Below are 22,463 nucleotides of genomic sequence, written 5' to 3'. Positions count from 1 at the left end.
ATGAGCTCCGCTCCCGCTTCCGCCTCCGGGTCCGCCAGCGCGGCCCCGGAGGCCGGCGCCCCCGCTTCGGACGACAAGCCCGTGAACCTGCTCGGCCCGAGCTTCGACGGCGTCGCACCGGTTGCGGCGGCGGCTCCGGCATCCGCCCCCGCCGTGCGCATCGACGGCGTGTCCAAGCGGTTCGGAACCGGCCCGGTCGTGCTCGACGACGTGTCGCTCGACATCGCGCCAGGCGAGTTCGTGTGCCTGCTGGGCGCATCGGGATGCGGCAAGTCCACGCTGCTGAACCTCATCGCCGGGCTCGACAAGCCCTCGGCGGGGCACATCGAGACGCCCGCCGGCGGCTCGGCCGTGATGTTCCAGGAGTCGGCGCTCATGCCGTGGCTCACGGCACGGCGCAACGTCGAGCTGGCGCTGCGCCTGCGCGGCGTGCCGCGCGCCGAGCGCGGCGAGAAGGCCCTGTCGCTGCTCGACGCGGTGAATCTCGCGGATGCCGCAGACAAGCGTCCGCACGAGCTCTCGGGAGGAATGCGCCAGCGCGTGGCGCTGGCGCGCGCCCTCGCGCAGGACCGCCCGGTGCTGCTGATGGACGAGCCGTTCGCGGCGCTGGACGCCATCACCCGCGACCTGCTGCACGAGGAGCTGGAGCGCGTGTGGCGCGCGACCGGCCGCACCATCGTGTTCGTCACCCACAACGTGCGCGAGGCCGCCCGCCTGGGGCAGCGCGTCGTGCTCATGGGCAGCCGCCCCGGACGCATCGTCCAGCAGTGGCAGATCGCCAAGACCACCGGCCGCCGCATCGAGTCGCCCGAGGTCGCCGCCCTGTCGGTGGAGATCACCGACCAGCTGCGCAAGGAGATCCGCCGCAATGCCGCGTGAACTGACCCGGTCGTTGAGCGAGGAGCGCAGCGACGAGACGAAACGCCCTGAGTCGATTGACGACGCTTCGTCTCGCTTCGCTCGCTCGACGACGGACGAGAGCGACCTCCGCAGCCTCGCCTCAGGCCTCGACAAGCTCCAGACCGACGCCGACACCGGCCCCGGCCGGTGGCGCCGCTTCGCGTCGAGCGTGCTTCCCCCGGTCGTCTTCGTGATCCTTCTCATCGTGGTGTGGCAGCTCTACATCGTCATCGCCCACCCGCGCCCCGACATCGTGCCGGGTCCGGCCGACGTCGCGGCGGCGCTCGGCGACGCGTGGGAGTCGGGCCGCCTGCAGCAGGCGGTGACGACGAGCCTCGAGCGCGGCATCATCGGCTTCCTCATCGCGATCGTCGTGGGTACGCCCATCGGCCTGCTGCTGGCCGAGGTGCGCCCGGTCCGCCGCGCGGTGGGCCCCATCATCTCGGGCCTGCAGGTGCTGCCCTCGGTGGCCTGGGTGCCCGCGGCGATCATCTGGTTCGGACTGTCGGACGCCACCGTGTACTTCGTGATCCTGATGGGCGCGATCCCGTCGATCGTCAACGGCCTCATCGCCGGCATCGACCAGGTGCCGCCGCAGCTGCGGCGCGTGGGCACCGTGCTGGGCGCTTCGCGCTGGCAGCTCGCGACCGCCGTGATCCTGCCCGCCGCGCTCCCCGGCTACCTCGCCGGGCTCAAGCAGGGCTGGGCGTTCTCGTGGCGCTCGCTCATGGCCGCCGAGATCATCGCGATGGGCGGCACGATCGGGTTCGGCCTCGGTTCGATGCTGCAGCAGTCGCGCGAGCTCGCCGACCTCGCCGGTGTGCTCGGCACGATCCTGGTGATCCTCGCCATCGGCATCCTCATCGAGCTCGTCTTCTTCGGCCCCCTTGAGCGCCGCATGCTCAAGCGCCGCGGGCTCCTCGTCACGGGAGGCGCACGATGACCGACCCGACCACCCCCACCGGCAAGGTCTGGCTCGTCGGGGCCGGCCCCGGCGACGCGGGCCTGCTGACGCTCAAGGGGCTGCGCGCGCTGGAGGCGGCGGATGTGATCGTCGCCGACCGCCTCGGCGCCCGCTCCGTGCTCGACGGGCTCGCCGCCGACGGCGTGGAGCTGCACGCCGAGGTCGTCGACGTCGGCAAGCGCCCCGGCCACCACGCGGTGCCGCAGGACGCGATCAACGCCCTGCTCGTGCAGCTCGCCCTCGACGGCAAGACCGTCGTGCGCCTCAAGGGCGGCGACCCTTACGTGTTCGGCCGCGGCGGCGAAGAGCTGCTCGCGTGCCACGCGGCCGGCGTCGTCGTCGAGGTCGTGCCCGGCATCACCAGTGCTGTCTCGGTGCCGGCGGTCGCCGGCATCCCCCTCACCCATCGCGGTGTCGCGACGGCCTTCACCGTCGCCACCGCGCACGACCAGATCGAGGCGCTCGGCGGCGGCCGCGACCACACCGTCGTGCTGCTCATGGGGGTCGGCACGCTCGCCAACTCGGCGATGACCCTGGCCCGCGGCGAGCGCGGCGCGGACTGCCCCGTCGCGATCGTCGAGGACGGCTACGGCGAAGGCCAGCGCGTGACCGTCGGCACCCTCTCGACCATCGCGCACCAGGCCGCCGCCCGCGGCGTGCGCTCCCCCGCGGTCGTGGTCGTCGGCGACGTCGTGCGGCTGAGCCCGTACGCGCCCGCCGAGCTCGCGACCCTCGCACTCGAAGACTTCGATCCCCTGATCCGGAAGGCCCCTCTCTCGTGACCTCGTCGAACCTGCAGTCCCTCCGCGTCGCGATCGTCGGCGCCGGCCCGGCCGGCATCTACGCCGGCAACATCCTGACCAACGCGGTCGTCGAAGCCGGGGGGACCGTCGCGATCGACCTGTTCGAGTCGCTCCCCGCGCCCTACGGCCTGATCCGCTACGGCGTCGCGCCCGACCACCCCCGCATCAAGGGCATCGTGAACTCGCTGCACGAGATGCTGGATGCCGGCACCACGCGCTTCATCGGCAACGTCGAGGTCGGCCGCGACATCTCGATCGACGAGCTGCAGGAGCGCTACGACGCCGTGATCCTCGCGACGGGCGCCATCCGCGACGCGGCGCTCGACATCCCCGGCATCGACCTGCCGCGCTCGTTCGGCGCCGCGGACTTCGTGGCCTGGTACGACGGCCACCCCGACGTGCCCACCGAGTGGCCGCTCGACCAGCGCGAGGTCGCGGTCATCGGCAACGGCAACGTGGCGCTGGACGTCGCCCGTGTGCTCGCGAAGCACGCGGTGGACCTGCGCCCCACCGAGATCGCCGACAACGTGCTCGCCGGTCTGGAGTCCTCGGCCGTCACCGACGTGCACGTGTTCGGCCGCCGCGGCCCCGGCGACATCAAGTTCACGCCCATTGAGCTGCGCGAGCTCGGCGAGGTACCGGACGTCGACATCGTCGTGCACGACGAGGACTTCGTCGACGCCGATCCCGCGAACGCGACGAACAACCAGCTCAAAGTCATGCTGCGCATCCTGAACAGCTGGCGCACGCGCGAGTCCACCGGCGCGAGCCGCCGCCTGCACCTGCACTTCTACCACTCGCCCGTCGAGGTGCTCGGCTCGCCCGAGACCGGCGTGAGCGGCATCCGCTTCGAGCGCAACGAGCCGGTGGGCGACGGCAAGGTCCGCGGCACCGGCGAGCACCGCGAGTTCGCCGTGCAGCAGGTCTACCGCGCGGTCGGGTACTACGGCTCGCCGGTCATCGACGCGCCGTTCGACGTGCGCGCGGGTGTCGTCTCGAACGTCGAGGGACGCGTGAAGGATGCCGCCACCACAGGCGACGAGGACGCCCCGGTGATCGCCGGCCTGTACGCCACAGGTTGGATCAAGCGCGGCCCGGTGGGCCTCATCGGCCACACGAAGTCCGACGCGATGGAGACCATCGCGCATCTCGTGGCCGACGTCGAGGCCGGACGCCTGTCGGCGCCCACCGTGGACGGCGACGTGCTGGCCCTGCTCGACGAGCGCGAAGTGGCCTTCACGACCTGGGACGGCTGGCTCGCCCTCGACGCGCACGAGCGCGAGCTGGGGGCGGGCCACGAGCACACGCGCGAGCGCGTCAAGGTCGTGCCCCGCGACGAGCAGGTGCAGATCTCGCGCGGAGCGCTCGTCCTGTGACCTACGTCATCGCGCTCCCGTGCGTCGATGTGAAGGACCGCGCCTGCATCGACGAGTGTCCGGTGGACTGCATCTACGAGGGTGATCGCTCGCTGTACATCCACCCCGACGAGTGCGTGGACTGCGGCGCCTGCGAGCCGGTGTGCCCGGTCGAGGCGATCTACTACGAGGACGACCTGCCCGACGAGTGGCAGGACTACTACAAGGCCAACGTCGAGTTCTTCGACGACATCGGCTCGCCCGGCGGCGCCGCCAAGTCGGGCGTCTTCGCGAAGGACCACCCGGTCATCGCCGCCCTGCCGCCGCAAGGAGAGGGTCATGACTGACGCACCCACGACCGAGGTCGACGTCGTCATCGTGGGCGGCGGGCCCGCCGGGCTGTCGGCCGCCCTCAACCTCGGGCGTGCCCGCGCGTCGGTGGTGCTCGTCGACGCCGGGCGTCCGCGCAACGCCGCGACGCTGCGCTCGCACGGGTTCCTCACGCGCGACGGCGTGCCGCCGCTCGAGCTGCGCAAGCTCGCCCGCGCCGAGCTCGCCGCGTACCCGAACGTCCGCATCCTCGATCGCACGGTCGTCACGGCCCTGCAGCAGCGCGATTGCGGCGAGGGCCGCCGCTTCCTCGCGGCGCTCAACGGCCGGGGCGCCGGCATCCCTCCCGCCGTCTCGGCGCGCTCGGTGCTCGTGGCGACGGGGCTGCGCGAGACGCTGCCCGACATCCCGAGTCTGCGCGCCTTCTACGGCATGACGATGTTCAGCTGCGCCGCGTGCGACGCGTGGGAGCTGCAGGACCGCCCGCTCGCGCTCATCGGCGAGACCCCCGACCTCGCCTCCCGCGCACGACTGATCGCGCGCTGGACCGACCGCCTCACCGTCTTCACGAACGGCTCGGACGCCGTCGACACGGTCGAGGAGGCCGAGCTCGCCGCATCCGGGATCGTCGTCGAGCGCCGCCGCATCGACGATCTCGAGGGCGACCGCGGCGACGTGTCGGCCGTGCGCCTCGTGGACGGCACGCGCATCGAGATCGACGGCGGCTTCGTGCGTCCGCGGTGGCACCCGGCGCTCGACTTCCTCGGCGGCATCGAGCTCGACCACGACCCGTTCGGCAATCTCGTCACCGACCGCTCCGGACGCACCTCGGTCACCGGCCTGTACTCCGCGGGGGATGCCGCCTCTCCCGGTCCGCAGCAGCTCATCGTCGCCGCGGGCCAAGGCGCCCGCGCTGCGGCCGTCCTCGTGCACGACCTGATCGGCGTCCGCACCGCCCACTGACGGGCGACGGTGTCAGGCGTCGCCGGGGTGGTCGTGCTCCCAGACCTCGCGGCCGGGCGTCAGCATGTCGCGCACCTGGGCCTCGTTGGCTGTCGCAGGGGTCACGGTGTCAGGCCAGTCCGCGATCTGCTGCTCGGCCCATTCCGTCCACCGCAGGATGTGGTCGTAGTGACCGATCATGAACGTGTTCGCGAGGGCGAACAGGTGGCGGCGCTCGGGGAACGTGCCGCCGGTGGCACTGATGTACGCCGCGTAGCGCGCGAACATGTCGCGGTTGGCCAGCGCACTCTCTCGGGTCTGCTGGAGCGTCCCCCGCAGGTCGTCGAGCGAGCCCTGGTCGGCGAGCAGCACGCGCACCATTCCTTCGAACTCGACGCTGGGCGGCCGCGGTGGCGTGCGAAGCCACGCGGCCAGCGCCTCACGCCCCGACGAGGTGATCGTGTAGATCGTGCGAGCGCGCTTGCCGGTGTGCTCCAGGCGGGTGTCGACGTACGCCAGCTCGGCGAGGCGGTTGAGCACGGCGTACCGCCCCCGGTCGGCCGACGGCCACAGCTCCGCGACGCCGCGGCCCAGCTGTTCGGCGAGCTGGTACGCCGACCAGTCGTGCGCGGCGAGCAGGCCGAGGGTGAGGTATCCCGTCGTCGAGAGATCGCGGTCGGGCAAGGCGTGTCCTCATTCCGTGGGGCGGACAAGAAACAGTAGCGCGCGAACACTGATTCGACTCTATACTGCAAATTGCAGTAACAATCGGCGTGACCGGCTGTGGGGGCCCGCGATCGCCGCTGCGGCGGGCGCGTCTTGGGGGCCGCCCGCCGCACAGGAATCACCGTTCGGGCAGGATGGGTCCGATGTCAACGCCGACCGACTCTCCACAGGACGAACTTCGCGCGCTCCGCGCCCGCGCGTACGGCCCCGACGCCGACATCGCCGACGATCCGGCGGCGCTCGCCCGCCTCGTCGAGCTCGAAGACCTCGAGCGCGCCGCGTATGCCGTGGACCCGTCCGCGTCGCCCGTCGGGGCGGAGCCGGTGGATGCCGTCGGCCCGATCCTCCGGGCGGACTCCGCGCCGTCCGGACCCGCGCCGTCCGCACCCGAGTATGCGGGCCCCGAGCCTGCCCCTCCCGAGCCTGTCGCCCCCGCGGCCGTCGCTGCCGGCCTGGGCGCTCGGCCGGCCACGATGCCGCCGCTCGACGGCGCACCGGGTACGGACGCCCCGGCCGTCGCACCGGCGCCGGAGGACGGCGTCCCCGATCCCGCCTCGCCGGCGCGGCGGCCATGGTGGCGGCGGGTGCCGGTGCTGTGGGCGGCGTCCGTGGTCGCCGCCCTGCTCGTAGGCGCGGGGCTGGCCGCCTGGATGCAGAGCATCGACTCGGGCCATGTCGCGGTGCTGTCGGTCGATCCCGACGGGGAGTGGCCGACCGAGATGTGGGGCGCCCAGACCGAGGGGTCCCGGATCTTCACGCCCTTCCACGGGATGTCGGTGCTGGCGCAGACGCAGGACACCGGGGTGACGGGGCAGGATCCGGTGCCGTGCCTGACGGTGTTCAGCGGCACCGACGGCAACATCTACTACGGCGGGGGCGCGTGCGGCGCCGGCCCCTTCCCGGCCAGTGCCTCGCTGGTGGTCGGCCGGCAGGCGCCCAAGGAGCTGCGCGACGCGTTCGGCGAGGGCGCGGCGCTGCAGTTCGTGCTGATCGGCGATGAGGTCCACGTCTACGCGAAAGGGCCCGGCTTCGTCCAGCAGACGCCGTGAGCCGCGGGGCTGCGCGGTGAGGCAGGATGGGTTCGATGTCCACGCCGAGCGACCCGACCGACCCTCCGCACGACGAGCTGCGCGCGCTGCGGGCGCGCGCGTACGGGCCCGACGCCGACATCCACGACGATCCCGCAGCTCTCGCCCGGCTTCAGCAGCTCGAGGCGCAGGGGCGCGAGCCCGAGCCGGCCGCCGCGGATGACCCCTCGCCGTTCGCGGTGTTCGAGGACACGGTGGATGCCGCCGACCCGACGGCCCCGGAGCCTGAGCCTCACCCGCTCGAGGCGTATCTCGCCGACACCGACCCGGCGTTTGCGGGGGGTGCGACGGACGCCCCCGCCGCGCCGGAGGACGGCATCCCTTCGTCCGAGCCGGCGGAGCAGGACGCGGAGCCCGCCGCGAAGCCGTGGTTCCGGCGGACGCCGGCGCTGTGGATCATGTCGCTCGTCGCGGCCGTGCTGCTGGGCGTGGGCCTGACGCTCACGGTGCAGTCGGTGACGTCGGGCAAGGTCGCGACGCTCTCGGTCGACAAGGACGGCACATGGCCGTCGACGTTCGGCGACAGGCCGGCAGGCGGCGTGCTGTTCGACGAGTTCCACGGGCTGTCGGTGGTGAGCTTTCCGCAGGGGTTCGGCCTGGACCCCAGCGAGATCTGCATGTACGTCGTGGCGAGCACCGCCGAAGAAGGCGGCACTGTCGGCTCGGTAAGCTGCGGGTCGGGCCCGTTCCCGGCGACCGCGGCGCTGGCCGTGACAGAGGAGTCGCCGAGGAATCTGCGCGACGCGTTCGCCGTCGGCACCGCCCTGCAGTTCGTGCTGGAGGGCGAACAGGTGCACATCTACGCGAAGGCGCCGGTCACCGGCAGGCCGTCGTCGACGCCGACCCCCTGAGGTTCAGGCGCCTCGGCTGCCGGCATCCAGGATCCCCACGTCGGTGCGGTGGAAGTTCTGGAACGACCGGGATGCCGTCGGCCCGCGCTGACCCTGATACCGGTTGCCATAGGGGCCGGAGCCGTACGGGTTCTCGGCCGGCGACGACAGGCGGAAGTAGCAGACCTGGCCGATCTTCATGCCCGGCCACAGCTTGATGGGCAGCGTCGCGACGTTCGACAGCTCGAGCGTGACGTGACCGGTGAAACCCGGGTCGATGAAGCCCGCGGTCGAGTGGGTCAGCAGGCCCAGTCTGCCGAGGGACGACTTGCCCTCCAGCCGCGCCGCGACGTCGTCGGGCAGCGTGATCTGCTCGAACGTCGACCCGAGCGCGAACTCGCCCGGGTGCAGGATGAACGGCTCGTCGGGATCGACCTCGATGAGGCGGGTCAGCTCGGGCTGATCCTCGGCCGGGTCGATGAAGGGGTACTTGTGGTTGTCGAACAGGCGGAAGTAGCGGTCCAGACGCACGTCGACGCTCGACGGCTGCACCATCGCGGGCTCCCACGGGTCGAGCCCGATGCGCCCCGCGTCGATCTCGAGTCGGATGTCGCGGTCACTCAGCAGCACGGGGCCAGCCTATCGGGGCCGGCGGAGCGGGCGTCGCCCGGCAAGCGGACCGCTGTTGCACGGGTGACGGATCCCCCACCATCCTGGGGACGTCGCTTCCGTTCGGAAGCGGGCGCCTCGGAGTGCGCCGCTCACCAGCCGACCAGGAGGTCCTTCATGTCCAGCCCGTCGGTCGACGCCGTGCTGTGGGATGCCGACGGTGTGCTTCAACACACTCCCCCGGAGGTGTGGGGACTGGCCACCACGGTGGTCGCGCAGTTTCCCGGCGCGCTGAGCGGTGCCCCGATCGACGAGGCTGCCATTCGACGAGCGGCCGAAGCGGTCGGCCTCGGCGACCGCATCGACGACGTCCTCTCGGTGTGGTGGACGTTCGATGTGCTGGTTCCGTCCTTGACGACCGTTTCGCAGGTCAGGGCCGCAGGAACGCGCTGCTATCTCGCCACGAACCAGGATGCCTATCGCGCCGCCTGCATGCGAGACAAGGCGCCCTATGACGACGTCCTCGACGGCGCGTACTACTCGTGCGACGTCGGTGTGGCAAAGCCGGAGCCTGCGTTCTTCGAGTACATCGCGACAGATCTGGAACTCGCACCGGAGCGGCTGCTCTTCCTCGACGATCTGCCGGCGAACGTCGACGGTGCACGACGCGCCGGCCTTAACGCGGAATGCTGGACTCACCGCGAAGGGCTCCCGAAGCTGCTCGACATCCTCGAGCGGTACGGGGTCGTGCTGGCCGGCGAGCGCGTCGCTCGCCGCTGAGTGATGCTCCACGGCTCGGTCAGTTCCGGAGCGAACTCCGCTGACCCGCGCGGGGCGCGCGCGGATGCGTCCGCCCGCTTCGTGTAGATTGATGCAAGGCCTCGGGGCTGTAGTTCAATGGCAGAACTTCTGCTTCCCAAGCAGACAGCGCGGGTTCGATTCCCGTCAGCCCCTCCACCGAAGCCCCCTCGTCAGAGGGGACTTCTTCGTGTGCGGTGGAGTCAGCCCACCCGGCTGTACGCGCCGCGGACGAGCGGAGCGAGGTCGGCGCCGGCGGGGACCGCGGTGTCGAGCTCGAGGGCCAGCCGGCCGGCGTCGGCGCGCAGGCGCATCACGGTGCGACCGCGGTCGGAGCGCCGGTCGAGGACGAGCGTCTCGCCGTCCCACTCCGCTGTTCCCGGGGCCTCAGGCACGAACCCGTACGAGTCGAACCACCAGAACCCCGCGCCGGCGACGACGGCGTGCGCGTCGAGGCGCCCGCCATCGCGGATCTCGGCGTAGTCGAGATGGATGCCGTCCGGCCCGGGTCGCACGACGATCGAGCCCTGCGCGGCACCGGCCGCCGTCCAGGCCGTCGCGAAGAGCTCCTCCTCTCCTTTCCACTCGCCGAGCAGGGACGCGGTGCGGGGGTGCGAAGTCACGACCTGAACCTATCGACGCTCGCACCCCGTGCGCGGAAGGCGCGACGTCGATCCGGGCGACGCCGGGGATTCACCCGCACCGGCACGGCCGGGTCGAACCATACTGGGACATATGCCCGCCATCGCCGCCCATGAATACTCGCCCTGGGACTTCTGGCGCGAAGCCTCCATCGACGACCGCGAGGCCCAGCTCGCGCTGCAGCACGCCCTGGTCGACGGCCATCCGCGACACGAGCTCGGCGACGAGTGCTACGTCTCAGGCCTGGCGTCGATCGACAACGACTCGCTGCGACTGGGCGACCGCACCTACGTCGCGGCCGGCGCGTACCTCACCGGCGACCTCGTCACCGGTGCGGACTGCAGCGTCAACCCGTACACGGTGATCCGCGGCAAGGTGACGATGGGCGACGGGGTGCGCATCGGCGCGCACACCTCGATCCTCGGGTTCAACCACTCGATGGAGTCGGGCACGCCCGTCTTCCGCCAGCCCCTCACCTCGAAGGGCATCGAGATCGGCGACGACGTCTGGATCGGCTCCCACGTCGTGATCCTCGACGGTGTGCACGTCGGATCCCACTCCGTGCTCGCGGCGAGCGCCGTCGTCACCAAGGACGTGCCCGAAGGCGCCGTCGTCGGCGGCAATCCCGCTCGATTCATCCGGTGGCGCGTCGAACCCGACGACACCGGCATCGCACCCGACGCCGCTGCGGACGCGGCCGCCCGCGCGGAAGAAGAAGAGTCCGTTGCGGTCGAGCCCGGAGAAGTGGATGCCCCGGCCCTCGGCCTGCTGCCCGCCCTGGCGGGCGGCCATCCGGGCCGCACGTTCGCGCCCGCCGCGTTCGAGTCCGACCAGGCGGTCGTGCCCGACACGACCGCGCCCGAGACGACCGAGCCGGATGGGACCGACAGAGCCGGCGCGTCGCCGAGCGCCGACCGGACGAACGAGGCCGGGCAGGACGCTCCTGCCGCTGCAGAACCGTACGGCGGAGTCGACCAGGCGTCCGCCCCGCCCACGCCGACTCTCGACGCCGCGCCGTCGCGCCTCATGCCCGCCGCCGCGATGCACGCCCACGACGGCCTCGCCGAGCGCGTGGCCGAGCTGGCCGAACGGGCACGAGGCGAGGCATCCACTGTTCTTCAGCGCGCGTGGCGCGAAGACCTCGGGCTCTTCGCCGACAAGCCGGGTGCGGCGCCCACGGTGCGCGCGCAGTGCGACGCGATCGAGATCGCCGACCTGCTGCGGGGCACTACGCCGGCGCAGGCGTCGGCGGCCGCGCAGATCCGCCGGCTGCAGGAGTGGCAGGATGCCGCGACCGGCGCCGTCGCGCCGCTCGATGTCGACGGGGATCAGTCGGCCGGTCTCGGGTTCTCGCACCCCGATGTCGCGTACCACGTGCTGAGCGTCGGGTACGCGCTGGATCTGCTGGGTTCGTCGTTCGCGGCTCCTCTCACGTGGGTGACGGCGGCGACGCCGGAACGGGCTGTCGCGTTCTGCGAGAGTCTGCCGTGGGCCACCGACGCCTGGGGCGCCGGACACCATGTGGACGGCTTCGGCACGGCGATCCTGTGGACGCGGCGCGCCGGGCACGAGATTGCCCCGGGTGTGGAGGAGGCGCTGTTCGGCTGGCTGCTGCTGCACGCCGATCCGCACACCGGCATGTGGGGCGCGCCCTCACCCGACGGCGATCTGCTCCCCGTCGTGAACGGCTTCTACCGCGCCACCCGCGGCACGTTCGCGCAGTTCGGCGTGCCGCTCCCCCGCCCCGAGCGAGTGATCGACACCGTCCTGCGGCACGCGCGGTCCCCGCGGTGGTTCGCGCCAGGCGCGCGCAACGCCTGCAACGTGCTCGACATAGCCCACCCGCTGTGGCTGACACGCGGCAGCGGCTACCGCGGCGATGAGGTGCGCGATCTCGCCGCCCGTCTGCTCTCGGACGCGCTGCAGACCTGGACCACCGGCGCGGGCTTCTCGTTCCGCGAGCCCTCGCCGGCCACGCGCGGACTCGCCGAGACCGAGCCCGGACTGCAGGGCACCGAGATGTGGCTCGCGATCCTCTGGTACCTCGCCGATCTCGCCGGCGTCTCGGACGCGCTCGGCTACCGCCCCCGTGGCGTACATCGGCCCGAGCCGGCGCTCACGCTGCCGTAGCGGCGGTCATTCGCCTGTCGGCGACGACGGCCACACCTCGGGCACTCCCCCGTCCGGTCCGGCGACGACGATGCCCTGCCACGGTGTGATCGAGCGCCAGCCGACGTCGGGGTCGTCGTGGAGGATCACGATCACCCGGTCCTCGTCCTCGACCGCCAGGAACGGGTCGGGCGGAGGCGACGCCTCGCACGTGGCCGGCGTCGACACGACGCGCAGCTGGTCGTCGCCGTCACCCTTGATCCACTTGTCGACATCGATCGTCCAGATCGGCGCCGCTTCGCCGTAGAGGGTGGCGCTGCCCGACTGACCGACCAGTCGGCCGGCGACGACGGCATCCGCTTCCTCCACGGCATCCGCGGGGCTGTCGAACGACACCCAGTCGACGCACGTCTGCGATCGGACGCCGAGACCGAAGGCCCCGCACCCGGTCAGCGAGAGCACGGCGAGCACCCCGACGACCAGCCCGGGGAGCACGCGGCGACGTCGCATGAGACGAGTATGGTGCACCTCCGTCGGCAGAGACGGGATGCCGCAGCCCGCCGCGTCGGACCGGCCAGGCGGCGCGTCACGCCGCGTGGACCAGTACGGCCCCCGCCGCCACGAGCTCGCGCGAGATCGGATCGTCGGCCGGGGTGTCGGTGATGATCCCGGCGGTCGCGTCGAAAGGCAGGACGCGGAACACTCGCTCGACGAGATCCCCGGGGCCGCGGCGGCCTGATGGCGCCTTCGCGCACCGCGCGGCGCGTCACGTCCCGGTCGCGCCCCCGGTGAACAGGACGTCGGCGCGCTCGCGCGGCGTATAGCGGGCCGCGAAGTCACGGTCGTTGGGCACCCAGACCTCGTTCCACAGCGAGGAATGGGCGCGGCCGAGTGCGGCATCCCGAGCCATTCCCCGACGCTGCGCGGTCGCGAGGTCCACATCGCACCAGACGGTGAGGTCGAGGGTGGGAACCGTGTCGGGGTGGAACAGCCCGATGAGATCCAGCACGAGGATCCGGCCCGACGGCACCGGCTCGGGAGCGCCCAGGCCGCGCGCCGCCCAGTCGTACCTTCGGAACTCCCCCGGCCGCCCGGACCGGAACGGCCCGAGCACCTCGGCGACCACGCGGTCGCGTTCGACGCCGTCCCAGTCCGGCGACCGCCGATGCGAGCGCGTCGGATCGAGGAAGTCGTCGCCCCGCAACCGCACCGCGCCGTCGAGCCGCTCGACCAGCGCACGGGCGAGCGTCGACTTGCCCGCCCCGGCGAAACCCGACACGCCGACGACGATCGGATGGGATGCCGCACGCGCCGTGCTCTCGATGAGGCCGGTCAGCTCATCCAGGTCCACCCGGCTCACGCTAGCCGGAATGCCGGCCGGGAGTGACGGGCGCCACCGCAGGATGCAGGTGTTCGCTCGCCAGGGCGACGGTGGCCTGACGAGCACCTGCCGCGAGGCTCCCGGCCAGGTCCGCACCGGCGAGCGACGCGGCGAGGAAGCCGGCGAAGAACGCGTCGCCGGCACCGTTGGTGTCGACCACCTCGACGGGGACGGCCGGCACCTCGGCCCGCTCCCCCGTCGCCGAGAGGGCGATCGCGCCCCGCGCTCCCAGGGTGCAGACCGCCAGGCGCGGGCCGCGGTCGATGCAGCCCTGCATGAGCGCCCACGGGTCGTCGGTGCCGTCGTCGTTCATGAACACGACGTCAGCAGCCCGCAGGAAGGGCTCGTGGAACGACGAGGCACCGTCGTAGTCGTGCAGATCGGTCCAGATCGGCGCGCCGCCCGCGCCCGCTCGCCGGCGCTCCACGAGCGCCGCGCCCATCTCGCTCAGGTCGACGACGGCGATCTCCGCCGCGCTGAGGGCGGCCTCGATGCGGTCGAGATCCGCCGCCGTCGGCGACGACGGCGTCGAGAGGTAGAGGCTCACCCGCTCCCCTGCTCGCGTCATGAGGTTCGCGTGACGCTCGGTGTGCTGCGAGTCATATGCCTGCAGCGGAACGTTCGCCGCCGACAGCGCCTCCGACACCCACCGACCCTCGTCGTCGGCGCCGAGCAGCGCGTGCAGCGCCACGTCGATCCCCCGCGCAGCCAGGTGCAGCACCTTGCCCGCCGACGTCCCGCCGAGCGTGTGCTGGTCGCCGAGCGCGAACTGCATGTGAGGCACGGGCTCGGGAAGGCGGTCGAGCACGATGAGGTGGTTCCAGGACGCCGGGCCGCACACGGCGACGCGGGCGGCGGGCAGAAGGGCGGCCGACGCGGAGGGCATCCACTCAGTAAACCAGCTTCCCACGCGGAATGTAAGCGCTTGCAGGGATTGCGGTGATGCGGGATCGTGACGGTCGCCGTAGGGCGGCGGGCATTAGATTGGGCCCTGTGAAGCAATATGCCGTCGCGCTCATGGTTCTTGCCGGCCTCGCCCTGACGGGTTGCGCCCAGACCTCCGCCGGCGACGCCGGCGGGCCGACCTCGACCCCCACCGTCGAGTCCACCCCCACGCCCACCTCGGCCGACGCGATCACGGTGGGCGTCGACGCCCTCGTGACCATGCACGACGGCGAGTCGGTCACCTACCCGTACACGGAGCCCGAGCCGCTGATCGACTTCGTCGCGGAGATCACGGGCCTGTCCCCGGAGGGCGAAGACATCCCGGACCCGTGGGGCAACGGCGAGGTGTGGGGCACGAAGTACACCTGGGAGGGCATCACGGTCTCGGCGATGACCGACGGAGGAGCCGGCGTCCGCGTCACCTCGAAGTCGATCGGCGGCATCCCCGTCGCGACGTCGCCGGGAATCGCGGTGGGCTCCACGAGCGACGAGGTGGTCAGCACCGGTGGCTGGGAGACCTGGAACGACGGGGCGACCCACTACTTCGGTGTCGATCCGCAGCCCGTGGAGGGCACGCAGTCGCTGAGCCGGCCCGGAGAGATCGGGCGCGCCTACATCGACGTCACGACCGTGGACGGTGTGGTCACCGCCATCGCCGCCCCCGCCAACGACTACTCCGACCTCTGAGCCGGCGCGACTACTCCTCCAGCGGCCCCAGAGCGGGTGCGTCGACGAACCGCACCACCGGCTCGGCCACGCGATCGAGTTCGATCATCACGACGGTATTGGCGCCGGCGACGAGCGCAGCCGCCGGCACGTACAGCGTGCGCTGCGGGCCGTTGGACCAGTACCGGCCCAGCACGAAGCCGTTGACGACCGCGTAGCCCTTGCCCCAGCCGGACGTGTCGAGGAACAGGTCCGTCGGCTCGTCGAGCGCGAACCCGCCACGGACGACGAACGGTCCGACAGCACCCGCGGCGCCGAACGGAGCCGCGGCGGCCGTGGCGCCGAGCCCGGCCACGTCGATCGGCGTCGCCGTCCACCCGACGAGCGGCGCACCGTCGAGCAATACCCCCTTGATCAGGCCTTTCGACTCGCCGAGACGGACGTCGTAGTTGACGCGGCCCTGCTCTTCGACGAGCACGCGCAGTCGCCCACCCGCGGGCACGACCAGCGCATCCTCGCCGCGCGTACGTGACAGCGTGCCGACCGCGATGCCGTCGACCGACACCCATGCGTGGTCGCGCACCTCGCCGAAGCGCAGCACTCCCCCGGCAGGCAGCTCGGTTTCGTACACGACGAGCGCGCTCAGATGACCGAGCTCCTCGAAGGTCGGCGGCGCCTCATGACGGACGGCGGATGCCGCGACCGCCGCGACGACCGGCTGCACGGCGACCTCGAACACGGGAGCCGGGTCGCCCGCAGCCGGCACCTCGTCGGGCACAGGGGCGTATTTGGCGATCACGTCACGGAAGGCGAAGAACTTCTCCGTCGGGCGGCCGGCCTCGTCCAGTGGCGCGTCGTAGTCGTACGACGTCACGATGGGCAGGTAGCGGCCCTTGTGGTTCGCGCCGTTGGTCAGGCCGAAGTTGGTGCCGCCATGGAACATGTAGAAGTTCACCGAGGCCCCCGCGGACAGCAGCGCGTCGAGCTCCGCCGCGGAGTCTGCGGCCGACGTGGTGTGATGCGTGGCGCCCCACCAGTCGAACCAGCCGTCCCAGAACTCGGCGCACATGAGCGGGCCGGTCCTCTGGTGGCGGCGCAGCGTCGCGAGGCGTTCCGGCGCGCGGGACCCGAACGATCCCGTGAGGTGCACGCCCTCGACGCTGCCGTCGCTCAGCATCTGGTCGGTCGGCTGGTCGATGGTCGTCAGGGGCACCGTGATGCCGGCATCCCTCGTCACCTGCACGAGGTGCTCGAGGTAGGCGGTGTCGGAGCCGTACGCGCCGTACTCGTTCTCGATCTGCACCAGCACGACCGGGCCGCCTCGGTCGATCTGGCGTGGGGCGACGATGTCGTAGACGCGCTGCAGGTAGGCCGTGACCTCGGCGAGGTACGACGGCTCGGACCGGCGCAGCCCGATGCCTGGCATCCCGGTCAGCCATACCGGCAGTCCGCCGTTATGCCACTCCGCGCATATATACGGACCGGGTCGCACGATCGCGTGCATCCCCTCGGCGGCGACGAGGTCGAGGAAGGCGCCGAGGTCGTTCCAGCCGGTCGCGTCCCACTGGCCGCGGACCGGTTCATGGGCGTTCCACGCGACATATGTCTCGATGGTGTTGAGCCCCATGAGCCGGGCCTTGCGGATGCGGTCGGCCCATTGGCCGGGGTGCACGCGGAAGTAGTGCAGCGCGCCCGCCAGCACCCGGAACGGTTCGCCGTCGAGAAGGAAGTCGGTCTCGCCGATCTCGAACGAGCCTGTCGTGGGGGAGGAGGCGGTCACTGCGCGGAGCCCGTGCGGGCCTGCAGCACCGTGGCGAGGCGCTCCAGCTGCGACGCGTCTTCGAGCGCCGATCCGACCGCTGCCACTCGCACGCCGGCGGCGAGGTACTCCTCGACGTTCGACGCGTCCAGGCCACCGGTCGCGACGAAGCGCACCTGCGGGAACGGCCCGCGGATGTGCCTGAACCAGCCGCTGCCGAGCCACGTCGCCGGGAAGGCCTTCAGCCACGTGAGCCCGAGCGAGACGGCGAGCTGCACCTCACTGGGTGTGGCGACCCCGGGAAGGATCGGGATGCCGGCGTCCTGAGCCGCGCGGACGACGGCGGGGTCGAGGCCCGGTGAGACCAGGTACTTCGCCCCGGCGTCGGCGGCGAGTGCGACCTGCGCCGGCGTGATGATCGTGCCGGCGCCGACGATCTTGCCGCGCTCGTCGGCCGCGGCGACCACGGCGCGCAGCGCGCGTTCGTCCTCGTCGGTCTGCAGCGGCACCTCGACGGAGTCGATGCCGAGGTCCCACGCGGTCTCGGACAACCGCACCGAGCGCTCGACGCCCATGCCCCGCAGGATGGCCATCAGCGGCGCGCCCGCGAAGGCGGTGTCGAACCAGTCCACAGTGGTCTCAGTCATCGGAGTTCCTTTCGTCATGCCCCCGCGAGCCGTCGCATTTCGGAGCATCCGGGATGCCGCGAGCGACCATTCGCGACGGCTCGGCGGAGGAGGAGAGCTTCATCGGGCCGACGGCTCGTCGATCGAGTCCGTCGTGGTCTGCAGGGTGCGCGCGGCACGGGCGTGCCCGGCGCGCAGGCTGTCGGCGAGGGAGTCGCCCGACAGGCGCCCTGCGAGGTACCCGCCGGCGAACGCGTCGCCGGCACCGACGGCCTCGACGACCTCGACGACGAGCGCAGGCTCGAACACCTCGTCGCCGCCGGTGTAGACCGTCGCACCGACCGATCCGTCCTTGACGACGAGCTCGTCGACGTCGGGCAGGAGCGCCCGCACGTCGTCGGCCTCGACGGTGCCCCAGAGCGTCTCGGCCTCGTCGCGCCCGACCAGCACGACGTCGGCGCTGCGGGCGAGCTCGAGCAGCGCGGGAGCGGCGACCTCGGCGCTCCACAGGGGAGCACGGTGGTTCACGTCGAACGACACCCGCACCCGGTGCGCGTGCGCCCGCTCCATGACGCGGGCCAGGAACGCGGCCGCCGAGGACGAGATCGCTGCGGTGATGCCCGACACGTGCAGCAGGTCGACGCCGTCGAACGACACTGCGTCGGCGTCGAGCTCGCACAGCGCCGACGCAGCCGAGCCGTCCCGGTAGTAGAGCACGCCGTTGCCGGGGTCCTTCACGTACAGCCCCGTGCGCCGCGTGTCGTCATAGACGACACGGGACACGTCCACACCGCGCGCCGTCAGCTGACGCGCGATGCGGCGGCCGAGCGCGTCGGCGCCGAGACGGCTGAACCACACCGCGGTGTGGCCGAGCGCCGACACGTGGGCGGCGACGTTCGACTCGGCGCCGCCGGCATCCAGCAGAAAATCGTCGGCGTCGGCGACAGGAGCGGCGATCACCGGCGCGACCATCGCCATGGTCTCGCCGATGGCGAGCAGAGTGCGGGGCATTCCGCCAGCGTAGTCAGGCTGCGGCATCCCTCACCTCCCGATCCGGGCATAAGTCGGAGATCCCGCGGGAGTCGGACGGATCGAGCCGATTCGTCCGAATCTCGCGGCTTCTCCGCGCGGGGCGCGGAGCGCGCAGGTCATCGGAGATCGGTGACCGGCGCGGCGTCCATGTCGTCGAAGGCCTGGTTCTCGCCGGCCATCGCCCAGATGAAGGTGTAGGCCGAGGTGCCGACGCCGGAGTGCAGAGACCACGACGGCGAGATGACGGCCTGACGGTCGGCAATCACGAGGTGACGGGTCTCTTCGCGCTCGCCCATCAGGTGGATGACGCGGGCGTCCTCGGGCAGGTCGAAGTACAGGTAGCACTCGGTGCGGCGGTCGTGCGTGTGCGCCGGCATGGTGTTCCACATCGAGCCCGGGTGCAGCTCGGTGACGCCCATGACGATCTGGCAGCTCTTCACGCCGTTCTCGTGGATGTACTGGTTGAGCGTGCGGCGGTTCGAGGTGACCTGGTCGCCCAGCTCGCGCACGGTGCCCTCACCGGGCGACACGAGCGCGGCCGGGTAGGCGGTGTGGGCGGGGGCTGAGAAGAGGTAGAACTGGGCGCCCGTCTCACCGTCGGCGTCGGCGAACGAGACTGCCTGGATGCCGCGGCCGAGGTACAGGCAGGCGCCCTTGACGAGCGTGTAGACCTCGCCGTCGGCGGTGACCGTGCCGGTGCCGCCGACGTTGATGATGCCGACCTCGCGGTGCTCGAGGAAGTAGTCGCTGCGGATCTCGGGGTAGCCGCCGAGCTCGAGCACGCCGCCGGCGGGCACGGCGCCGCCCAGCACGATGCGGTCGTGGTGGGTGTAGGTCAGGCGGATCTCGCCCGGCACGAACACGTCGGGGATCAGGTAGGTGTCGCGCAGGTCCTGCGTCGTCATGCCCGGGATCTGGGCGGGGTTGGTCGCGTAGCGCTGCGGGATGTGCTGCTCGGTCACGAGTTCTCTCCTGGTTCTGCGTGTTCTGTTCGGGTGAGTGGATGCCGGCGGCCTAGCGGACCAGCCAGCCGCCGTCGACGGGGATGACGGCGCCGGTGACGTATGCGGCGGCGTCCGACGCGAGGAACACGAAGACCCCCTGCAGGTCGGACGCGTCGCCCCAGCGCCCGGCCGGGATGCGCGACAGGATCGACGCCGCGCGGTCCTCGTCGGCGCGCAGCGGCGCGGTGTTGTCGGTGGCCATGTAGCCGGGCGCGACGGCGTTGACGGTGACGCCGGCCGCGGCCCACTCGTTCGCGAGCGCCTTGGTGAGGCCCGCGACGGCGTGCTTCGAGGCGGTGTAGGCCGGGACGAGGATGCCGCCCTGGAACGACAGCATCGACGCGACGTTGATGATGCGCCCGCCGCCCTGCGCGATCATGTGGCGGCCCGCAGCCTGCGACAGGTGGAACACGGCGTCGAGGTTGATCGACAGCACGTCGTCCCAGTCCGAGGCGGGGTAGTCCACGGCGGGGGAGCGGCGGATGGTGCCCGCGTTGTTGACGAGGATGTCGAGGCCGCCGAGCTCGGCGATGACCTCGTCGACGGCCGCGGTCAGCTCGTCGGGCGTCGCCGAGACGAGGTCGCGCTGCACGCGGTGCACGCGGCGGCCGGTCTGCTCGATGAGCGCCGCGGTGGCCGACGCGTCGCCGCGGTCCAGCAGCGCGACGTCGGCGCCGGCCTCGGCGAGGGCCAGGGCGGCGCCCTGGCCGAGTCCGCGGCTGGAGCCGGTGACGAGGGCGACCTTGCCGTCGAGGCGGAACGAGTCGAGGATCATGCGGTGGCCTCCTGTGAGTCCGGTCGTTGAGCGAAGGGCGCTCTGGCGCCCGTAGACGAAACGCGGTCTGGCACGAGGCTGCTCGTCGGTCGGGGCGTTTCGTCTCGCTTCGCTCGCTCAACGACCGGGGGCTGGGCGGCCACGAAGGTGGTGGTGAGCTCGCCGATCCGCGAGATGCGGACGGTCACGGCGTCGCCGCCGGCCAGCGGGCGATGCGCCTCCTGGGCGTCGGGGAGCTTCTGCGGGGTGCCGGTCGAGACGATGTCGCCGGGCTCGAGGGTGAGCACCTGGCTGAGGTGATGGATGACGTACGCGACGCTGAAGATCGTGGTCGAGGTGGACTGCGACACGGTCACGACGCCGTCCCGCACGACCTCGACGAGGAGGTCCTGCGGGTCGCCGAGCTCGTCCGGCGTGACGATCCAGGGCCCCAGCGGCGCGAACCCGTCGGAGCACTTGCCGAGCGCCCACTGGCTCTGCCGCCGCTGCCACGCGCGGTCCGACACGTCATTGAGGATCGTGTAGCCGCCGACGTGGTCGAGGGCGTCCGCCAGCGCCACGCGCTGTGCGCGGCGCCCGATCACCACCGCGACCTCGCCCTCGTAGTCGACGTCGGTCGCGCCGGGCGGGATCACGACGGGCTCGTTCGGCCCGGCGAGCGTGTTCGCCGTCTTGACGAACACGTCGGGGTACTCGGGATCGTTCGCGGTCGGGTCGACCCCGTCCGGCACGTGTCCGCGGTAGTTGTAGCCCAGGCACAGGATCTTGCCCGGAGTCACCGGCGCGCGCAGCGCATCGGAGTCGAGCACGGGCAGCGACGAGGGCTCGATCGCCCCGACGGCGGCGCGCGCCGCGCTCAGGGCCGCGGCATCCGCCAGCAGTTGCGCGACCGACCCGGCGAACCCGCCCAGGTCCAGCACACGGTCGCCGACGATGGCGCCGGGCCGCGGCCCGGATGCGGCGGCGTACGTGACGAGCCTCACCAGTACTTCTTCCAGTCGGGGCGCGCGACGCGCATGAGCGCCTCGAGGTAGAAGTAGTCACCCCACAGCGTGCCCTCGTCGACGCCGTTGCCCTTGGGCAGGTCGTAGACCGAGTGCAGGATGAGGGCGTCCGAGTCGGCGGCCTCGACGGGCGTGTAGTCCGCGATGAGCGAGGCCAGGATCGAGTGGGCCCGCGCCGTCCACTCGGCGGCGCGTGCGGCATCCGTCTCCACCGAGGCGAGCTCGATCAGACCGCACACCGCGATCGCGGCGGCGGAGCTGTCGCGGGGCGCGTCGCTGCCGTCGGTGTACACGAGGTCCCAGAACGGCACCTCGTCGGAGGGCAGGTGGCGCAGGAAGTACTCCGCGCAGCGACGGGATGCCTCCAGCAGCCGCTCGTCGCCGGTCACCGCGAAGTTCATGGCGAAGCCGTAGATGCCCCAGGCCTGGCCGCGCGCCCAGCACGACTCGTCCGCAGCACCCTGCTCGGTGCCGCCGCGCAGCGCCTCGCCGGTCTCGGCATCCCAGTAGAACGTGTGGAAGGTCGAGTCGTCCTCACGCAGGATGTGCTCGCGCAGCTGCGCGGTGTGGCGGCGCACGGCGTCGTCGAAGCGGGCCTCGCCGGTCTGCTCGCCCGCCCAGGTCAGCAGCGGCATGTTCATCAGGCTGTCGATGATCGTGCGGCCGCGCTGGGCCGGGTCCGACAGGTCGCCCCATGCCTGGATGATGCCGGCCGGCTCCAGGAAGCGGCGCATCAGGTGGTCGGCTGCGAGCAGCGACGCCTGCCGGGCCGCCTCGTCCGCACCCAGCCGCCACGACGCGACGGTCGACAGCGTGTACAGGAAGCCGAGATCGTGCGTGTCGAGGTCCTCTTCGGCGCGCACACGGCGCTCGAAGTCGGCGACGTCGACCAGGGCCGCCTCGCGGTAGTCCTCGTCGCCCGAGAGCTCCCATGCGAGCCAGAGCATGCCGGTGCGGAAGCTCGTGGTCCAGCCGCGGTTGCCGCCCAGCGGGATGACACCCTCGGCGGGACGCTGCTCGTACCGATCGTCCACCGTCGTGTCGTCGGGGTACGCGGGGCCGAACTTCGCGATGTTGCGCCGGACCGTCGACAGCGCGTCGGCGATCGCGTCGTCGACGCGGGGGGCTCTCGTGCCCGAGGCGGGCGTGGTGGACGTCATGGAGATATTCCTTCA

Annotated in this window: 24 protein-coding genes and 1 tRNA gene; 12 read left to right on the top strand and 13 right to left on the bottom strand. The window is 71.9% G+C overall.

What is annotated here, in order from left to right; genetic code table 11:
- The 6 genes from ABEA46_RS01045 to ABEA46_RS01020 are packed head-to-tail and all read left to right on the top strand — an operon-like array spanning position 1 to position 5,315.
- Positions 1–879 carry an ABC transporter ATP-binding protein gene (locus tag ABEA46_RS01045; RefSeq protein ID WP_345542456.1) on the top strand — a complete coding sequence of 293 codons (879 nt, stop codon included), beginning with the start codon at positions 1–3 and terminating at the stop codon, positions 877–879.
- Entirely contained in the window at positions 869–1,843 is a 975-nt protein-coding gene (locus tag ABEA46_RS01040) for an ABC transporter permease (protein WP_345542455.1), read from the top strand. Before ABEA46_RS01045 ends, ABEA46_RS01040 begins: the two co-directional genes overlap by 11 nt.
- Complete coding sequence (cobA, locus tag ABEA46_RS01035; RefSeq protein WP_345542454.1) at positions 1,840–2,646, top strand: uroporphyrinogen-III C-methyltransferase; 807 nt, start codon at positions 1,840–1,842, stop codon at positions 2,644–2,646. The genes ABEA46_RS01040 and cobA overlap by 4 nt, the downstream gene beginning before the upstream one ends.
- Positions 2,643–4,043 carry an FAD-dependent oxidoreductase gene (locus ABEA46_RS01030; RefSeq protein WP_345542452.1) on the top strand — a complete coding sequence of 467 codons (1,401 nt, stop codon included), beginning with the start codon at positions 2,643–2,645 and terminating at the stop codon, positions 4,041–4,043. The genes cobA and ABEA46_RS01030 overlap by 4 nt, the downstream gene beginning before the upstream one ends.
- Positions 4,040–4,369 carry a ferredoxin gene (gene fdxA / locus ABEA46_RS01025; protein WP_345542451.1) on the top strand — a complete coding sequence of 110 codons (330 nt, stop codon included), beginning with the start codon at positions 4,040–4,042 and terminating at the stop codon, positions 4,367–4,369. Before ABEA46_RS01030 ends, fdxA begins: the two co-directional genes overlap by 4 nt.
- A complete protein-coding gene (locus tag ABEA46_RS01020; protein ID WP_345542450.1) occupies positions 4,362–5,315 on the top strand; it encodes an NAD(P)/FAD-dependent oxidoreductase in 954 nt (317 codons plus the stop codon). The genes fdxA and ABEA46_RS01020 overlap by 8 nt, the downstream gene beginning before the upstream one ends.
- Before the next feature lie 12 nt (positions 5,316–5,327).
- Here ABEA46_RS01020 and ABEA46_RS01015 read toward each other — a convergent pair whose 3' ends face one another.
- Complete coding sequence (locus ABEA46_RS01015) at positions 5,328–5,978, bottom strand: PadR family transcriptional regulator (RefSeq protein ID WP_345542449.1); 651 nt, start codon at positions 5,976–5,978, stop codon at positions 5,328–5,330.
- A gap of 185 nt (positions 5,979–6,163) precedes the next feature.
- Between ABEA46_RS01015 and ABEA46_RS01010 the strand changes: the two genes are divergently transcribed.
- Positions 6,164–7,069, top strand: coding sequence for a hypothetical protein (locus tag ABEA46_RS01010; protein ID WP_345542448.1), 906 nt, complete (start codon positions 6,164–6,166; stop codon positions 7,067–7,069).
- Positions 7,070–7,104: 35 nt separating this feature from the next.
- Positions 7,105–7,959 (top strand): hypothetical protein, encoded by an 855-nt coding sequence (locus tag ABEA46_RS01005; protein WP_345542447.1) that lies wholly within the window; start codon positions 7,105–7,107, stop codon positions 7,957–7,959.
- Between the two features lie 3 nt (positions 7,960–7,962).
- Here ABEA46_RS01005 and dcd read toward each other — a convergent pair whose 3' ends face one another.
- The gene (gene dcd / locus ABEA46_RS01000) at positions 7,963–8,568 is read right to left on the bottom strand and encodes a dCTP deaminase (protein WP_345542446.1); all 606 of its coding nucleotides are present in this window, start codon (positions 8,566–8,568) and stop codon (positions 7,963–7,965) included.
- Between the two features lie 156 nt (positions 8,569–8,724).
- Between dcd and ABEA46_RS00995 the strand changes: the two genes are divergently transcribed.
- Both ABEA46_RS00995 and ABEA46_RS00990 read left to right on the top strand, forming a co-directional pair.
- The gene (locus tag ABEA46_RS00995; RefSeq protein WP_345542444.1) at positions 8,725–9,327 is read left to right on the top strand and encodes an HAD-IA family hydrolase; all 603 of its coding nucleotides are present in this window, start codon (positions 8,725–8,727) and stop codon (positions 9,325–9,327) included.
- 103 nt (positions 9,328–9,430) lie between these two features.
- Positions 9,431–9,504: transfer RNA gene (locus ABEA46_RS00990), tRNA-Gly, on the top strand.
- Between the two features lie 44 nt (positions 9,505–9,548).
- On the opposite strand, the gene ABEA46_RS00985 is transcribed toward ABEA46_RS00990, so the two are convergent.
- On the bottom strand, positions 9,549–9,968 hold the full coding sequence (locus ABEA46_RS00985) for a hypothetical protein (RefSeq protein WP_345542443.1): 420 nt from the start codon (positions 9,966–9,968) through the stop codon (positions 9,549–9,551).
- 112 nt (positions 9,969–10,080) lie between these two features.
- Here ABEA46_RS00985 and ABEA46_RS00980 point away from each other — a divergent pair, with 112 nt between their 5' ends.
- Positions 10,081–12,117, top strand: a complete 2,037-nt coding sequence (locus ABEA46_RS00980; protein ID WP_345542442.1) for a DapH/DapD/GlmU-related protein — start codon at positions 10,081–10,083, stop codon at positions 12,115–12,117.
- Between the two features lie 6 nt (positions 12,118–12,123).
- Here the strand turns inward: ABEA46_RS00980 and ABEA46_RS00975 are convergent, their stop codons facing one another.
- From ABEA46_RS00975 to ABEA46_RS00965, 3 genes are all read right to left on the bottom strand, one after another.
- Positions 12,124–12,606: a hypothetical protein gene (locus tag ABEA46_RS00975; protein WP_345542441.1), complete on the bottom strand. Its 483-nt coding sequence runs from the start codon at positions 12,604–12,606 to the stop codon at positions 12,124–12,126.
- 256 nt (positions 12,607–12,862) lie between these two features.
- A complete protein-coding gene (locus tag ABEA46_RS00970) occupies positions 12,863–13,447 on the bottom strand; it encodes a uridine kinase family protein (protein WP_345542440.1) in 585 nt (194 codons plus the stop codon).
- A 10-nt stretch (positions 13,448–13,457) separates the two neighbouring features.
- Complete coding sequence (locus tag ABEA46_RS00965) at positions 13,458–14,363, bottom strand: carbohydrate kinase family protein (RefSeq protein WP_345542439.1); 906 nt, start codon at positions 14,361–14,363, stop codon at positions 13,458–13,460.
- Between the two features lie 107 nt (positions 14,364–14,470).
- Between ABEA46_RS00965 and ABEA46_RS00960 the strand changes: the two genes are divergently transcribed.
- On the top strand, positions 14,471–15,109 hold the full coding sequence (locus tag ABEA46_RS00960; RefSeq protein WP_345542438.1) for a hypothetical protein: 639 nt from the start codon (positions 14,471–14,473) through the stop codon (positions 15,107–15,109).
- Between the two features lie 10 nt (positions 15,110–15,119).
- On the opposite strand, the gene ABEA46_RS00955 is transcribed toward ABEA46_RS00960, so the two are convergent.
- The 7 genes from ABEA46_RS00955 to ABEA46_RS00925 form a co-directional block, all read right to left on the bottom strand.
- Positions 15,120–16,868, bottom strand: coding sequence for a glycoside hydrolase family 35 protein (locus tag ABEA46_RS00955; RefSeq protein ID WP_345542437.1), 1,749 nt, complete (start codon positions 16,866–16,868; stop codon positions 15,120–15,122).
- Entirely contained in the window at positions 16,865–17,494 is a 630-nt protein-coding gene (locus tag ABEA46_RS00950; RefSeq protein ID WP_345542436.1) for a bifunctional 4-hydroxy-2-oxoglutarate aldolase/2-dehydro-3-deoxy-phosphogluconate aldolase, read from the bottom strand. The genes ABEA46_RS00955 and ABEA46_RS00950 overlap by 4 nt, the downstream gene beginning before the upstream one ends.
- Before the next feature lie 99 nt (positions 17,495–17,593).
- Positions 17,594–18,484: a sugar kinase gene (locus ABEA46_RS00945; protein WP_345542435.1), complete on the bottom strand. Its 891-nt coding sequence runs from the start codon at positions 18,482–18,484 to the stop codon at positions 17,594–17,596.
- Positions 18,485–18,621: 137 nt separating this feature from the next.
- A complete protein-coding gene (kduI, locus tag ABEA46_RS00940; RefSeq protein ID WP_345542434.1) occupies positions 18,622–19,467 on the bottom strand; it encodes a 5-dehydro-4-deoxy-D-glucuronate isomerase in 846 nt (281 codons plus the stop codon).
- Positions 19,468–19,519: 52 nt separating this feature from the next.
- The gene (gene kduD, locus ABEA46_RS00935) at positions 19,520–20,284 is read right to left on the bottom strand and encodes a 2-dehydro-3-deoxy-D-gluconate 5-dehydrogenase KduD (RefSeq protein ID WP_345542433.1); all 765 of its coding nucleotides are present in this window, start codon (positions 20,282–20,284) and stop codon (positions 19,520–19,522) included.
- Positions 20,281–21,267, bottom strand: coding sequence for a fumarylacetoacetate hydrolase family protein (locus ABEA46_RS00930; protein ID WP_345542432.1), 987 nt, complete (start codon positions 21,265–21,267; stop codon positions 20,281–20,283). The genes kduD and ABEA46_RS00930 overlap by 4 nt, the downstream gene beginning before the upstream one ends.
- Entirely contained in the window at positions 21,264–22,448 is a 1,185-nt protein-coding gene (locus ABEA46_RS00925) for a glycoside hydrolase family 88 protein (RefSeq protein WP_345542431.1), read from the bottom strand. The genes ABEA46_RS00930 and ABEA46_RS00925 overlap by 4 nt, the downstream gene beginning before the upstream one ends.
- Positions 22,449–22,463: the final 15 nt, after the last annotated feature.

The organism is Microbacterium jejuense (genome assembly GCF_039544225.1).
Classification (GTDB): domain Bacteria; phylum Actinomycetota; class Actinomycetes; order Actinomycetales; family Microbacteriaceae; genus Microbacterium; species Microbacterium jejuense.
The sequence above is the reverse complement of the archived record's forward strand: the minus strand, read 5'-3'. Positions and strand labels throughout refer to the sequence as shown.

Excerpts from the sequence above, each read along its gene's own strand:
- ABEA46_RS01045 (WP_345542456.1), top strand. The coding sequence starts at position 1 with ATGAGCTCCGCTCCCGCTTCCGCCTCCGGGTCCGCCAGCGCGGCCCCG.
- ABEA46_RS01040 (WP_345542455.1), top strand. The coding sequence starts at position 869 with ATGCCGCGTGAACTGACCCGGTCGTTGAGCGAGGAGCGCAGCGACGAG.
- cobA (WP_345542454.1), top strand. The coding sequence starts at position 1,840 with ATGACCGACCCGACCACCCCCACCGGCAAGGTCTGGCTCGTCGGGGCC.
- ABEA46_RS01020 (WP_345542450.1), top strand. The coding sequence starts at position 4,362 with ATGACTGACGCACCCACGACCGAGGTCGACGTCGTCATCGTGGGCGGC.
- ABEA46_RS01010 (WP_345542448.1), top strand. The coding sequence starts at position 6,164 with ATGTCAACGCCGACCGACTCTCCACAGGACGAACTTCGCGCGCTCCGC.
- ABEA46_RS01005 (WP_345542447.1), top strand. The coding sequence starts at position 7,105 with ATGTCCACGCCGAGCGACCCGACCGACCCTCCGCACGACGAGCTGCGC.
- ABEA46_RS00995 (WP_345542444.1), top strand. The coding sequence starts at position 8,725 with ATGTCCAGCCCGTCGGTCGACGCCGTGCTGTGGGATGCCGACGGTGTG.
- ABEA46_RS00980 (WP_345542442.1), top strand. The coding sequence starts at position 10,081 with ATGCCCGCCATCGCCGCCCATGAATACTCGCCCTGGGACTTCTGGCGC.
- ABEA46_RS00975 (WP_345542441.1), bottom strand. The coding sequence starts at position 12,606 with ATGCGACGTCGCCGCGTGCTCCCCGGGCTGGTCGTCGGGGTGCTCGCC.
- ABEA46_RS00965 (WP_345542439.1), bottom strand. The coding sequence starts at position 14,363 with ATGCCCTCCGCGTCGGCCGCCCTTCTGCCCGCCGCCCGCGTCGCCGTG.
- ABEA46_RS00950 (WP_345542436.1), bottom strand. The coding sequence starts at position 17,494 with ATGACTGAGACCACTGTGGACTGGTTCGACACCGCCTTCGCGGGCGCG.
- ABEA46_RS00945 (WP_345542435.1), bottom strand. The coding sequence starts at position 18,484 with ATGCCCCGCACTCTGCTCGCCATCGGCGAGACCATGGCGATGGTCGCG.
- kduD (WP_345542433.1), bottom strand. The coding sequence starts at position 20,284 with ATGATCCTCGACTCGTTCCGCCTCGACGGCAAGGTCGCCCTCGTCACC.
- ABEA46_RS00925 (WP_345542431.1), bottom strand. The coding sequence starts at position 22,448 with ATGACGTCCACCACGCCCGCCTCGGGCACGAGAGCCCCCCGCGTCGAC.